We start from the raw sequence: 12707 nt of genomic DNA on the forward strand, positions 1-12707 counted from the left end.
GCCGTGGCAGCGCTCCTGATGGCGCCGTTGCTCCTCGCTGGCCCGGCGATCGCCGCGGAAGCGCCTTGGGATCCCGCGCCGTCGTACACGTCCACGGACCGCGGGGACGGCACCTACACGGTCCCGCTGCTCAACGCCGACGTGCCGGACATCAGCGTGGCCCGCGTCCCGGCCGCCGAGAGCGGTGAGGACCGCGACGTCTACTACATGGTCAGCACGACGATGCACCTCAGCCCCGGTGCGCCGGTCATGAAGTCGTACGACCTCGTCAACTGGGAGATCGTCAGCTACGTCTTCGACCGCGCCAGCATCGGGGACCAGTTCTCGCTGCGCAACGGTGAGAACTCGTACGGTCAAGGGCAGTGGGCCTCGTCGTTGCGCTACCACGACGGCATGTACTACGTGCTGTTCAACACGAACAACCTCGGCGGCGCGTACCTCTACCGCACGGACGACGTCGAGAACGGCACGTGGGAGAGGACCTCCCTCGGGCGTGGGCTGCACGACCCCTCGCTCTTCTTCGACGAGGCCGACGGCGGAACGCCCTACATCTTCTACGGCGGCGGCAGCGCCGTGCGGCTCAACGACGAGCTCACCTCGATCGTCGAGGAGTACCCGAACGTCATCCGCGCCTCGGAGTACGCGCAGGAGCCCTTCATCGGGGGCCTCTTCGAGGGCCTGCAGGTGTTCTACATCGACGGGAACTACTACCTCGCCGTCATCACGTGGCCGCCCGGGCAGGGACGCCAGGTCGTGCTCTTCCGTTCCCCGGTCCTGCTCGGGCGGTACGAGACGGCGGACGGCAGCAACCCCTACGTCGCGCGCAGCGGGCTCAACTCCAACGGGTTCGCCCAGGGCAGCCTGGTCCCGGTCGCCGGGTTGGACGGGCAGGACACCTGGCACGGGATGTTCTTCCGGGACACGTTCCCGATCGGCCGCATCCCAGCGCTCATCCCGGCCACGTGGACCGACGGGTGGCCGACGTTCGGCAACGGAGGCGTCGTCCCCGTCAACGGTGCCTTCCCCAAGCCGATCACGCTGAGCGAGGCGGAGCAGCGGCTCGAGCAGCAGAAGAGCATCGTCGCCTCCGACGACTTCGACAACGACGCGCCGCACCGCCCGTGGATGGATGAGCAGTGGGACATCCCCGACGCCCCCGACATCGACGAGTCGCTCCTCGGCGTCGAGCTGCTCGCCAACCCCGGCTTCGAGAACGGCACGACCGGCTGGCAGGTCAACGGCTCAGGGGTGCTGACGACGACGGACGACGCCTACGCCGGGGAGAGCGCGGTGCTCGTCTCGGGCCGGACGACCACCGGGGCGGGCCCCGTCCAGGACGTCACGGCGAAGGTCCAGGCAGGCGTCACCTACGACGTCTCGGCGATGGTCCGGTACGACAACCCGGCGAGCCCCGCGACAAAGCAGTTCTTCCTCACCGCGCACTACGGCGGCAGCTCGTACACCAACCTCGCCAGCGTCACCGCCCAGCGGGGGCAGTGGGCACGGATCCAGGGCACCGTGACCGTGCCGGCAGGCCAGGCCCCCACGACGATGCGGCTGTTCGTGGAGACGCCGTGGACGGCCAACCCCGGCAGTGCCCCCGACGTGCACCTCATGGACTTCATGGTCGACGACCTGTCGTTCGTCGGCCGGCCCGTCGACGTCGAGCAGCCGGCGCCGGAGGAGATCGCGTTCAACGGCTCGCGCCTGGATGAGGCGTGGCAGTGGAACCACGCGCCGGACAACCGGTACTGGTCGCTCACCGACCGCACCGGGTGGCTCCGGCTCACCACCGGCAAGGTCGTCACGGGCGACTACGTGTTCACCAAGCTGTCCAACCGCCCCGAGCTCACCTACCTCGAGGAGGCCCGCAACACGCTCTCGCAACGCACCTTCGGGCCGCGGGCCTCGGCCGAGACCGCGCTCGACGTGTCCGGGATGCGGGACGGGGACACCGCGGGCCTGGCGGTCTACAACCGTGGCTTCTCCTACGTCGCCGTCCGCCGCGAGGGCGGCCAGAACACCCTCGGGGTGGTCAACCGCACGCAGCCGTTCCCCGTCGCCGTCGACCAGGAGGCGGCCGAGGCTTTCCTCCCCGGGACGACCGTCGCCCTCGGCGACGCCACCGAGGTGCACCTCAAGGCCGATGCCGACTTCGCCTCGCCCACGGGGCAGCTCTGGACGACGTTCTACTACAGCCTCGACGGGACCACGTGGTCGGCCCTCGGCGGGCGCGTGGGCCCCCAGACCCTGGACGGCAGCCTCGCGCACTTCATGGGTCACCGGTTCGGCCTGTTCAACTACGCGACCGAGGAGGCCGGCGGCCACGTCGACGTCGACCACTACCTGCTCAGCGACACGCTCACGGCGCAGGGCAGCCCGCTCGACACCACGGCGCTCGATGCTGCGCTCGCTCACGCGCGCACGCTCGACGAGGCGGACTACCCCCAGCCGGCGTGGGACGCGATGACGACGGCGCTCGCCAAGGCCGAGGCCGCGCGCGCCGGGGCGCTCGGCACCCAGAACCAGATCGACGCGCCCGAGCGCGCCCTGAGCCTGGAGCTCGCCCGGCTGGCGGTGATCGCCGAGCGGGCCGAGCCGTCGGTCGACGTGTCGGTGACCGCTGAGCCACGGTGCGTCGCGGGCCGCGCCGTGCTCGCGGTGCGGGCGGTCAACGACGAGTCCGTGGCGGTGCGTCTGGCGCTGGAGTCGCCGTACGGGTCCCGGACGTTCGCCTCGGTGGCCCCGGGCCGGGGTGCCTCGCACGCCTTCAGCGCCCGGGTGGTCGACCTGCCCGCAGGTGAGGTCGCCGCCGTCGTCACGGTCGACGGCGAGCAGCCGGTGCGGATCACGGCGCCCTACGGGGCGGCGTCGTGCGGGCCAGGCCCCTCGCCCTCGTCCTGACGACCAGCCCATCAAGGAGAGGAGGGCCGGCACGGCGTCGCCGGGGCAGGCGGCATCGCTGCGCGGGAGCCGCCCTGCGGTGCGCGACAGCGAGCGGTACACGCGTCCGGGATCGATGACGACCCGGGCAGCCTGCAGGACCACAGATCAAGGAGAAGATCGTGCAGCTTGGACTACGACGGCGCGCACGCGCCCGGGGGGTGGCGATCCTGGCGACGGGCGCCCTCCTGTCGGCGGCGTTCGCCGTGGCGACCACGCCCGTCTACGCGGCGGACGAGGAGCTCATCGTCAACGGCGGTTTCGAGAACGGACTGACGGGCTGGTTCATCAACAACGGCAACGCGACCGACGCCGGCGCGCTCGCCCTCACCGATGACGCCTTCAGCGGGCAGGCGGCCGTGGAGGTCACGGGGAGGCAGACCACGGGTTCCGGCCCCATGCAGGACCTCAGCGGGAAGCTCCAGGCGGGGTCGACCTACACGGTCTCCGCCCGCGTGAGGTACGACAACCCGGCCAGCCCGGCGACCAAGCAGTTCTTCGTGACGATGCACTACGGCGGGGGCACCTACACCAACCTCGCCAGCGTGACGCCCGCCCGAGGGGAGTGGGGCCACCTCAGCGCCACCTTCACCATCCCCGCCACCCAGGCCGTGACGACCGCGCGGATCTTCGTCGAGACGCCGTGGACGGCCAGCCCCGGCACCGCGCCCGACGTGCACCTCATGGACTTCACGGTCGACGACGTCTCCCTCGTCGGTGCGCCACCCCCGCCGCCGGCCTCGCGGACCGTGGAGGTGACGGGGAAGCTCCCCGGCCAGCACAACCCGCTCATCGGTCACAAGTTCGGCGCGGACGGGTTCGGCATGGTCCACGACGGGCGCGTGTACATGTACATGACGAACGACACCCAGGGGTACGCCCCCAACCCGGTGACCGGCATCTCGCCGCAGATCAACTACGGGGACATCAACCAGATCACGCTGATCTCCTCGACCGACCTCGTCAACTGGGTCGACCACGGCGAGATCCAGGTCGCCGGTCCCAACGGGGTGGCGCCCTACACCAACAACTCCTGGGCGCCCGGTGCGGTGACGACGACGGTCGACGGCGAGGAGAAGACGTTCCTCTACTACGCCAACGGTGGCGGCTCGAGCAACGTCATCGTCGGTGACAGCCCGCTCGGCCCGTGGTCGAACGAGCGGACCAGCACGCTCATCAACGGCGCCACCCCCGGCGCCGCCGACGTCGCGTGGAAGTTCGACCCGGCCCCCTTCGTGGACGACGACGGCGAGGAGTACCTCTTCTTCGGCGGCGGCCCGGCATCGACGGCCATGCCCCCGGAGGAGCGCTTCAACAACCCCAAGAACATCCGAGGGATCCGCCTCACCGACACCATGGTCGAGACGGAGGGGACGGCGTTCGTCGTCGACGCCCCGGTCGCGTTCGAGGCCGCGCACGTGTTCAAGCGGGGGGACCTGTACTACCTCTCCTACTCCTCGCACTTCGGCGGCCCGGACTTCGGTGGCAACCAGCCGCGCGTCCCGGGCTACCCCGGCGGGGGCCAGATCGGCTACATGATCTCCGACGACCCGACCGTGTGGGACAAGTCCACCTACGCCGGTGTGCTCTTCCCGAACCAGGCCGACTTCTTCGGGGCGGGCACCGGTGGCAACAACCACCAGTCCGTCTTCGAGTACGAGGGCAAGCACTACTTCACCTACCACGCGCCCACCCTCAACAAGCGCATCAACGGCACCACCACCCAGGGCTACCGCAGCCCCCACATCGAGGAGCTGACCTTCAACGAGGACGGCACCGCCCGGCAGGTGGTGGGGACCTACGCGGGCGTCGAGCAGGTCCGTGACTTCGACCCGTACCGGGTCTTCGAGGCGGAGACGCTCGGGTGGAGCCGGGGCATCACCACGGCGCGGACCGACGGCCCGTCCGCAGAGTTCGGCGCCTCGGCGCCGAACCTCGTCGTCACGGACGTCGACGACGGTGACTGGACGGCCCTGTCCTCCGCGGCGCTCGGTGAGGCGGGGGCCGAGTCGGTCACCGTCCGGGTCCGGCCCCTGCAGGAGGACGCGCAGATCCAGGTGCGGTCCGGGAGCGAGACCGGTCCGGTGCTCGGGACCGTCGACGTCGACGTCGACGGCGCGGTGGGGGAGTGGACCGAGGTGACCGGGCAGCTGACCGGCGCCACGGGCACGCACGACCTCTTCTTCACCTACACCGGCGGGGACGGCGACCTCCTCGAGCTCGACACGTGGCAGTTCGACGAGGCCACCGGTGAGCCGTCGCTCGACGTCTCGGTGACCGCGGAGACGCGGTGCGTGGCCGGCCGGGCGGTGGTGGCGGTGCGGGTGGCCAACGACGCGGCGGTGCCGGTGACCGTCGCGGTCGACTCCGCCTATGGGTCGCGGACGTTCCCGTCGGTGGCCCCGGGCCGAGCGGTCTCGCAGGCCTTCAGCGCCCGGGTAAGGGACCTGCCCGCGGGTGAGGTCGACGCCGTGGCCTCGGCCACCGTCGACGGCGCGCCGGTCTCGGTGCCTCTCACGGCGTCGTACGCCGCGCGCTCCTGCGGCTGAGGTGAGAGTGGCCCGGTCCTCCGCGGAGGACCGGGCCACCGCGCGCCCGGCCGGGTGATCAGGTCTCCCCGACGTCCTCCAGTCGTTCCTCGAGCAGCGCGAGCGCGCGTTGCTGCGCCGGGTTCAGCAGGTCGGCGGTGTACTCGGTGAGCGCCTGGGCCGCTCCGCCGAGGTCGATCGGCGGCTCCGTCGCGAACTGCTGGACCACCGGTCCGACCAGGGCGGCGAACGCCTCGACGAGCTCGAGGATGTCCGCATCCGTGCTCTGTGCGTCGAGTCGGCCGAAGCGCTCGGTGAGGACGGTCGCGTCCTGGATCAGCGCGGGGTCGTCGAGCCGCTCGTAGAAGCGTGCGAGCTGGGACACGCCCTCGGGCCCGGCGAGGTGGGCCAGCAGCACGGACTGGTCGCGATCCATCCGTGCCACGTCGGGGGAGAGGCCGGCGGACCACGCGGCGAGGAACGGGGCCAGCTCGGGCGGCAGGTCCGGGGCTGCGCGGTGGTCGCGGAGGCGGGCGACCACCTCGCGCTGGGCGCTCAGGCGCCGGATCTGCCCGGCGAGCTCGCGGTCGAGGGCGTCGAGCAGCCCGTCGGTGTCGGCGCCGGTGTCGTCAAGGAGCGCGGGCATCTGCTCGAGGGCGAGGCCGAGCGCCGCCAGCCGCTTGATGCGCAGGACGCGGATGAGGTCGTGGACGTCGTAGCGGCGGTAGCCGTTGAGATCGCGTCCCGGCTCGGCGAGGACGCCCACCTGGTGGTAGTGGCGCAGGGCCCGGACCGTGACGCCGGCGAGCCGCGCGAGCTCCCCGCTACGCACCGCTGACCACCGCCGTCTCCTCGTCCGTCCCGCGCTCCGACGCGGGCTCCAGGTTACGCAGCGCGCGGGCGAACACCCCGACTCCCAGGCCCACGAGCCAGGCCCCGGCGAGCACGGCGGCCGCGACGTCGAGGCTGACGTACTCCGTCAGGGCGGCCGCGGCCACGATCCCGACGGGTGCGGCGGCCGTGAGCATCGCGTTCTGCGTCCCCATGATCCGGCCGCGCATCTGCTCGGGGATCCGCTCGACCATGAGCACCCCGAGCAGGGCGCCGAACAGCCCGCTCGACAGCCCCAGCACGAATGCGCCCGCGAGGAGCAGCCCACCGCTCGGCAGGGCGGCGAGCGCGGCGAAGCCGACCGTGGTGCCGAGCATCGTCGCGAGGAACCACGTCCGGCGGCGCCCCCGCGAGCCGACGACGACGTAGATCGCGCCGCCCACGAGCATCCCGCCGGCCAGTGCGCTGAGGACGAAGCCGAGCAGGCCCGGCCGCCCGACGAGCGTGACGTGCACCGGCAGGACGAGCCCCTGGTAGCCGGCCAGCGCGACCACCGCGACCAGGCTCAGCACCGTCGTGGACACGAGGAACGGGCTACGGAACAGCGCGCGCCAGCCCGCGCGGAGCTGGGCCCACCCGCTGGAGGCACCAGTCGTCGCCTCGGCCTCCTCGGAGGGTGTGATGGTCCCGACCTCGTGGGGGATGAGCAGCGTGAGCAGGGCGGCGGCCATCGACGTCGCCGCCGTGAGCCACAGGACCGTCGACCCGTCGAGCAGCACCATGAGCGTCCCGGCGGCCGCCGGTCCGAGCAGGAGGGCGATTGCGCCCAGCGACTCCCGCATCCCCAGCAGGCGCTCGGCGGTGATGCCGCCGTGGCGCACCACCGCCGCAAGCAGGGCGTCGCGGGCGGTCAGGCCGGGCACGTCGCCGAGCGACCCGATGATCCCGAAGAGGATGAACCAGCCGAGGCTCAGCCCCGAGACCAGGTCGACGAGCGGGAGCGCCGCGACCGACGCGGCGGACACGGCGTCGGTGACGATGGAGGACGTGCGCCGGTTGATCCGGTCGATCACCACCCCCATGACGAGGCCGGCGACGACGGCGGGCACCGCGGTCGCCGCGGCGACCCATCCGGCGCCCATCGCGCTGCCGGTGACACCGAGCACGATGAGGGGCAGAGCGATGCCCGCGATCGAGTTGCCCAGCATGGACAGGAGGTAGGACGAGAGGTAGGCGACCGGAATGAGCGTCATGGTCCCAGTGAGGACCGTGACGTAGGGGCGGGGTCAACTGTAGGTTCGGTGATCCGATCGCCCGGCGGCCGTGAGGGAGTATCCGATGAGGCTCGGCCCGCACCTGCACCGGATCGGCAACGACGTGGTGGCGGCGTACCTCGTCGAGACCGACGACGGCGTCACCGTCATCGACGCCGGCCTGCCGGGGCACTGGCGCGACCTGCTCGCCGAGCTCGCCGCCATGGGCCGAGCGGTCGAGGACGTGCGGGGCGTCGTCCTCACCCACGGCGACAGCGACCACATCGGCTTCGCCGAGCGGCTGCGCCGCGACCACGGGGTGCCGGTCTTCGTCCACGCCGACGACGCCGAGCGCGCCCGGAGCGGAGACAAGCCGAAGGCACCGACGGGACCGATGCGCTTGGGTCCCGCGGGCGGCTTCCTCTCCTACGCGCTGCGCAAGCAGGGCTGGCGGACGAGGTACCTCTCCAAGGTCGTCGAGGTGGCCGACGGCGACGTCCTTGCCCTCCCCGGCTCGCCGAGGGTCATCGCCATGCCGGGACACTCGCCGGGCAGCATCGCCGTGCACGTGCCGGTCGCGGACGCCGTCTTCGTCGGTGACGCCCTCACCACGCGGCACGTGCTCACCGGCCGCCCCGGCCTCCAACCGGCTCCGTTCACCGACGACCCGGCGCGCGCCCTCGAGTCCCTCGCGCGGCTCGCCGGCCTGGATGCGGCCTGGGTGCTGCCGGGCCACGGCACGCCGTGGCGCGGTGACCTCGGGACCGTCGAGGAGCGGGTGCGGCGCGCCGCGGACGGCGCGCGAGGTCCGAGGTCCTAGTCGCGTCGAGGCCCGAGGCCCGAGGCCCGAGGCCCGAGGCCGTGGGCCGCGCGCGCGGAGCAACGACACCGCCGGCCGCAGCCCCCGTGGGGAGCTGCGGCCGCCGGCGGTCATCGAGCGGGGACCGTCGGCGGCGGAGGGCATCCGCCGCCGACGCGTCAGCTCACCCGGCGCGGTGCCCGCGCCGGACAGCGCGCATGACGCCGCCGGCGAGCAGCAGGGCAAGGGCAGCCGCCAGGCCGGCGGCGATCCCGTTCACGCCGGTGCTCGGGAGGTCACCGCCACCCGCGGGCGTGCCCGGGCGGACCGACGGCGCCGCGGGGGAGCCATCGGTCGGCGAACCCCCGCCGGGCGCGCCACCGGTCGGTTCCTCCACCGTCGGCTCCGCACTGGGCTCCCCGACGGGCGGGGTGGTGGGCTCGCCTGTGGGCTCCTCGGTCGGCGCTTCCGTGGGGGGCTCCTCCGTGGGCTCCTCCGTCGGGGGCTCGGTGGGCTCGCCCGTGGGCTCCTCGGTCGGCTCCTCGCTCGGGGGCTCCGTCGGTTCCTCCGTCGGCACCTCGGCGACGGTGAGCATCGCCGTCGCCTCGGAGCCCTCGGTCGCGGCGTCCCCGACGTAGGTGATCGTGACCTCGTACTGGCCCACGGGCAGGGCGGTGGGCAGGTCGAACGTCACGCCGTCGGGGCCCGCGACGCCGGTGAAGGTCCGTCCGGCGACCTCGAGCACCACCGGACCGGCGGGCACAGCCGAACCCAGTGCGACGACCCGGACCCGCGCCTGCGCGGGTCGGCCCACCACGGCCGGGTCCGGCAGCGTGAGGTCGACCCGGGTGGCCACGTCGCCGGCGTCGGCCGGGAGGGCGGGCGCGAAGGCGGTGGTGACCCGCCCGGTGACCTCCTGCTCGAGCGCGTACCCCATGGCGAGCACGTCGGCGTCCGTCCAGGCACGCCCGAGGAGCTGCAGGCTCATCGACTCGCCCAGTGGGCTGGCGCCCACGGGGACGACGACGGTCGGCAGGCCGGCCGTGGAGGTGAGCACGCCGGTGGCGCGGTCGGAGGTGTGCGTGGCCGAGGAGACGTCGTTGTTGCCCACCGCGGAGATGAACCCCGGGTAGACGACGGCGTCGACGCCGGCCTCGTCCATCCACGCCGCGACGTGCGCCTTGTACCGGTCGCGCCAGTCGAGGTAGGCCTCCACCTCGGCGTCGGTCATCGGCTCGGTGTCCCGGTCCCGCGCGTTGTAGGGCAGGACGAGGTCGGAGGAGAGCAGCGCGTCGCCGTCGGCGTAGGGGAAGGCCACCTGGTCGGCGATGTACCGCTCCCAGCCCTCGGCGCCGCGGTCCCCGCCTGGTGCCCGCTCGAACCCGGCGGGTGCCGGGACCTCGACCACCGTGGCGCCGGCCTCGGCGGCGAGCCGCTCGAGCGCGGCGCGGGCGGCCGGGCCGGTGGGGTCACCGGCGACGGCCGTGGAGACGAACGAGGTGGGGATGATGCCGAGGACCTTGCCCTCGAGCGCCGTCGCGTCCAGGCCGTCGGTGAACGACTCCGGGCGCAACGTGTTGTCGACCCGCGCGGTGAGGAGGTCGGCGGGGTTGTTGCCGGTGGTGCGGGTCGCGGTGGCGTCGAGGAGGGCGGCGAGGTCGGTGACGGTCTTCGCCATCGGCCCCGCGTAGTCCTGCGCCCAGGTGAGCGGCATGACGCCCTGCGCGGAGGACAGCCCGTCGGTGCCGCGGAAGGTGGCGAGCCCGGCCGACGTCGCCGGCGCGTACAGGGACACGCCGGTCTGGGAGCCCATGGCGCCGGCGGCCAGGTCGGCGGCCACCGCCGTCCCCGACCCGCCGGAGGAGCCGTGCGAGCTCTTCGACGGGTACAGGGCGTTCCACGTCTGCATGAAGCCCGACTCGGAGTAGGACCCGGAGTTGGCGAACTCGGAGAGGTTGGTCTTACCGAGGATCACCGCGCCGGCCTCACGGAGCCGGGCGACCTGCCACGCGTCCGCCGCCGGGCGGTAGCCCTCGAGGGCGAGCGTGCCGCCGGTGGTGGGCATGTCGGCGGTGTCGTAGAGGTCCTTGATGCCCAGCGGGATCCCCAGGAGGTCCCCGTCGGCGCCCGCGGCGCGGGCCGCGTCCGCGGCGGCCGCCTGGGCGAGTGCGTTCTCCGCGACGGTGATGTAGCTGCGGAACCCCAGCGCCCCGCCGTCGTACGCGGCGATCCGGTCGAGGTAGGCCTGGGTGATCTCCACGCTCGTGGTGAGGCCCGCGCGCAGGTCGGCCTGCAGGTCGGCGATGGTCGCGCCGGTGACGTCGTAGCCGGCGGTCGTCGTCGCCACCTCGGAGGCGAGGGTGCTGGTGTCCGCCGACGGCACCGCCAGCAGGCCGGCGGCGGCGCAGGAGGCGTCGTCGAGCAGGTCCCAGTTGACCACGGTGCACTGCGCCGCGACCGGCAGGCCCGCGGCGTCCGGGGCGGCCGCCAGGGCCTGGGTCGCGCCCGTCAGCGCCTCGAGGGCGCCCACCTGGGCGGCGCCCGCGACGACGAAGCTCAGCAGGGACTGCGTCTGACCGGGCTCGAGGGTGAGCTCGTGGACGAACCCGGGGTGGTTCGCCCGGGAACCGGTCGCCTCGTAGGCGTCGGTGAACGGGTCGGCCTGCTGGTCGCCCAGGGCGTCCACGCCCTGCCCGACGACGATCCCCACCGGCCGGAGGTCGTCCCGGGCGGGGTCCGAGGTCACCCAGGTGTCGCCGGGCTCGAGGACGGTGTCGCCGTCGGCGGTTCCCGTGATCGTGCCCGCGTTCTCCCCGGTGCCGTAGCCGAGCGAGCCGCCGAAGGACACCCGCACGGTGAGCGGGGCGCTCGTGGTGTTGGTGAGGGTGTCGAAGAACCGGGCGGACTCCCCGACCACGTCGAGGGTGCGGGCCACCTGGACGCCGTCGACGAGCACGGAGCGCGTGGAGTCGAACCCCGCGGCGCCGTCGGACGTGACGCCGAAGCCTCGCAGCATCTGCCCGTTCATCCGGTCGTCGCCGCCCGCCACCTGGAGGAAGAGGTTGCCGAAGCCCTCGAGGCGGGAGGCGGACAGCGACCGGATCGAGCCGGTGTCCAGGCCGGGGCGGTAGGCGTCATGGATGGTGAACGTCGCCTCGCCGGCGGTGGTGACGTCCGAGACGGCGGAGGCGGCCGTCCCGGTGAGCGAGAGGCCGGCGACGGCGAGCGCGGCGGCGCACCCCGCAGCGGTGAGGCGCCCGCGCGGCGCCGTCGGGCGCGCGGGGGAGCGGGGGGTCACGTGCGGCATGGAGGTCCTTCCGGAGGGGGCCCACGCAGTCGGGGGCGCTGCTCATCCGACACCGCCGCCGTTGCGCAGCCGCTACGTCAGCGTTTCCGGGCGGTAACCTCGCTGCCTCACCGGTCCTGCAGAGAGGTTCCCCCATGCGCGTCGCGCTCATCGGTCTGGGCGACATCGCCAAGAAGGCTTACCTGCCGGTCATCGCGGCGACGCCGGGCCTCACGCCCGTGCTCGTCTCGCGCCGGCAGTCCACGGTCGACGAGGTCGGCGAGCGCTACCGCGTGCCGGACCGGTTCACCTCCCTGGAGCAGGCGATCGACGCCGGCCTCGACGCCGCCATGGTGCACGCGCCCACCGAGACGCACCCGGAGATCGTCGCCACGCTGCTCCGCGCGGGGGTGCCGGTGCTCGTCGACAAGCCCCTCGCCTCCGACCACGCCACGGCGGCGGCCCTCGTCAGCCAGGCGCGTGAGCTCGGGGTCTCGCTCGCCGTCGGGTTCAACCGGCGCTACGCCCCCGCGTACCGGGCCTTCGCCGACTGGGACGACCGGGACGTCGTCACCCTCGCCAAGCACCGCCAGCACCCGCTGGGCGAGGCGCGGCCCATGGTCTTCGACGACTTCATCCACGTCCTCGACACGGTGCGCTTCCTCGTCCCGTCCGCGCTCCAGGACGTCACCATCTCGGTCCGCCGGACCCCCGACGGCCGGACCCGGCGCCTCGCGGTCCAGTTCACCGGCGAGGGCCGGATGGCCGTCGGCATGATGAGCTGGACCGCCGGCATGGCGCACGAGCTCCTCGACGTGGTGGGCGACGGGCGCCGGCGCCAGGTGGTCGACCTGGCCGACGTCGTCGACCTCGCGGGCGAGGAGCGCCTCGTCCGGCGTAACGGCTGGCGGCCGGCGACCGAGCTGCGCGGCTTCGACGCCATGTGCGCGGACTTCCTCACGGCCGTGCGCGAGGGCCGTCGGCTCGACGCCGGGGATGCGCTCCTCACCCACGAGCTGTGCGAGCGGGTCGTCGAGGCCGCCGAGGCGGCGGAGACGGCCTGAGAG

General features: G+C 73.3%; 7 protein-coding genes. 4 read left to right on the plus strand and 3 right to left on the minus strand.

Features of this window, described 5'->3' with window-relative positions:
• The first annotated feature begins 3 nt into the window (after positions 1-3).
• Positions 4-2904 (plus strand): beta-xylosidase family glycoside hydrolase, encoded by a 2901-nt coding sequence (locus EBO36_RS07015; RefSeq protein ID WP_222928789.1) that lies wholly within the window; start codon positions 4-6, stop codon positions 2902-2904.
• Between the two features lie 161 nt (positions 2905-3065).
• Positions 3066-5492 carry a family 43 glycosylhydrolase gene (locus tag EBO36_RS07020; RefSeq protein WP_122823984.1) on the plus strand — a complete coding sequence of 809 codons (2427 nt, stop codon included), beginning with the start codon at positions 3066-3068 and terminating at the stop codon, positions 5490-5492.
• A gap of 58 nt (positions 5493-5550) precedes the next feature.
• Here EBO36_RS07020 and EBO36_RS07025 read toward each other — a convergent pair whose 3' ends face one another.
• Both EBO36_RS07025 and EBO36_RS07030 read right to left on the minus strand, forming a co-directional pair.
• Entirely contained in the window at positions 5551-6303 is a 753-nt protein-coding gene (locus EBO36_RS07025) for a MerR family transcriptional regulator (protein ID WP_122823985.1), read from the minus strand.
• On the minus strand, positions 6296-7555 hold the full coding sequence (locus EBO36_RS07030) for an MFS transporter (RefSeq protein ID WP_122823986.1): 1260 nt from the start codon (positions 7553-7555) through the stop codon (positions 6296-6298). The genes EBO36_RS07025 and EBO36_RS07030 overlap by 8 nt, the downstream gene beginning before the upstream one ends.
• Before the next feature lie 85 nt (positions 7556-7640).
• On the opposite strand from EBO36_RS07030, the gene EBO36_RS07035 reads away from it, so the two are divergent.
• The gene (locus EBO36_RS07035; RefSeq protein ID WP_122823987.1) at positions 7641-8375 is read left to right on the plus strand and encodes an MBL fold metallo-hydrolase; all 735 of its coding nucleotides are present in this window, start codon (positions 7641-7643) and stop codon (positions 8373-8375) included.
• 163 nt (positions 8376-8538) lie between these two features.
• Here the strand turns inward: EBO36_RS07035 and EBO36_RS07040 are convergent, their stop codons facing one another.
• Positions 8539-11661 (minus strand): amidase family protein, encoded by a 3123-nt coding sequence (locus EBO36_RS07040; RefSeq protein ID WP_122823988.1) that lies wholly within the window; start codon positions 11659-11661, stop codon positions 8539-8541.
• Between the two features lie 134 nt (positions 11662-11795).
• Between EBO36_RS07040 and EBO36_RS07045 the strand changes: the two genes are divergently transcribed.
• Positions 11796-12704 (plus strand): Gfo/Idh/MocA family protein, encoded by a 909-nt coding sequence (locus tag EBO36_RS07045; protein WP_122823989.1) that lies wholly within the window; start codon positions 11796-11798, stop codon positions 12702-12704.
• The last annotated feature ends 3 nt before the right edge of the window (positions 12705-12707 follow it).

Source organism: Georgenia faecalis (assembly GCF_003710105.1).
GTDB lineage: Bacteria > Actinomycetota > Actinomycetes > Actinomycetales > Actinomycetaceae > Georgenia_A > Georgenia_A faecalis.

Coding starts and splice junctions, on each gene's coding strand:
- EBO36_RS07030 (WP_122823986.1), bottom strand. CDS start 7,555: ATGACGCTCATTCCGGTCGCCTACCTCTCGTCCTACCTCCTGTCCATG.
- EBO36_RS07035 (WP_122823987.1), top strand. CDS start 7,641: ATGAGGCTCGGCCCGCACCTGCACCGGATCGGCAACGACGTGGTGGCG.
- EBO36_RS07040 (WP_122823988.1), bottom strand. CDS start 11,661: ATGCCGCACGTGACCCCCCGCTCCCCCGCGCGCCCGACGGCGCCGCGC.
- EBO36_RS07045 (WP_122823989.1), top strand. CDS start 11,796: ATGCGCGTCGCGCTCATCGGTCTGGGCGACATCGCCAAGAAGGCTTAC.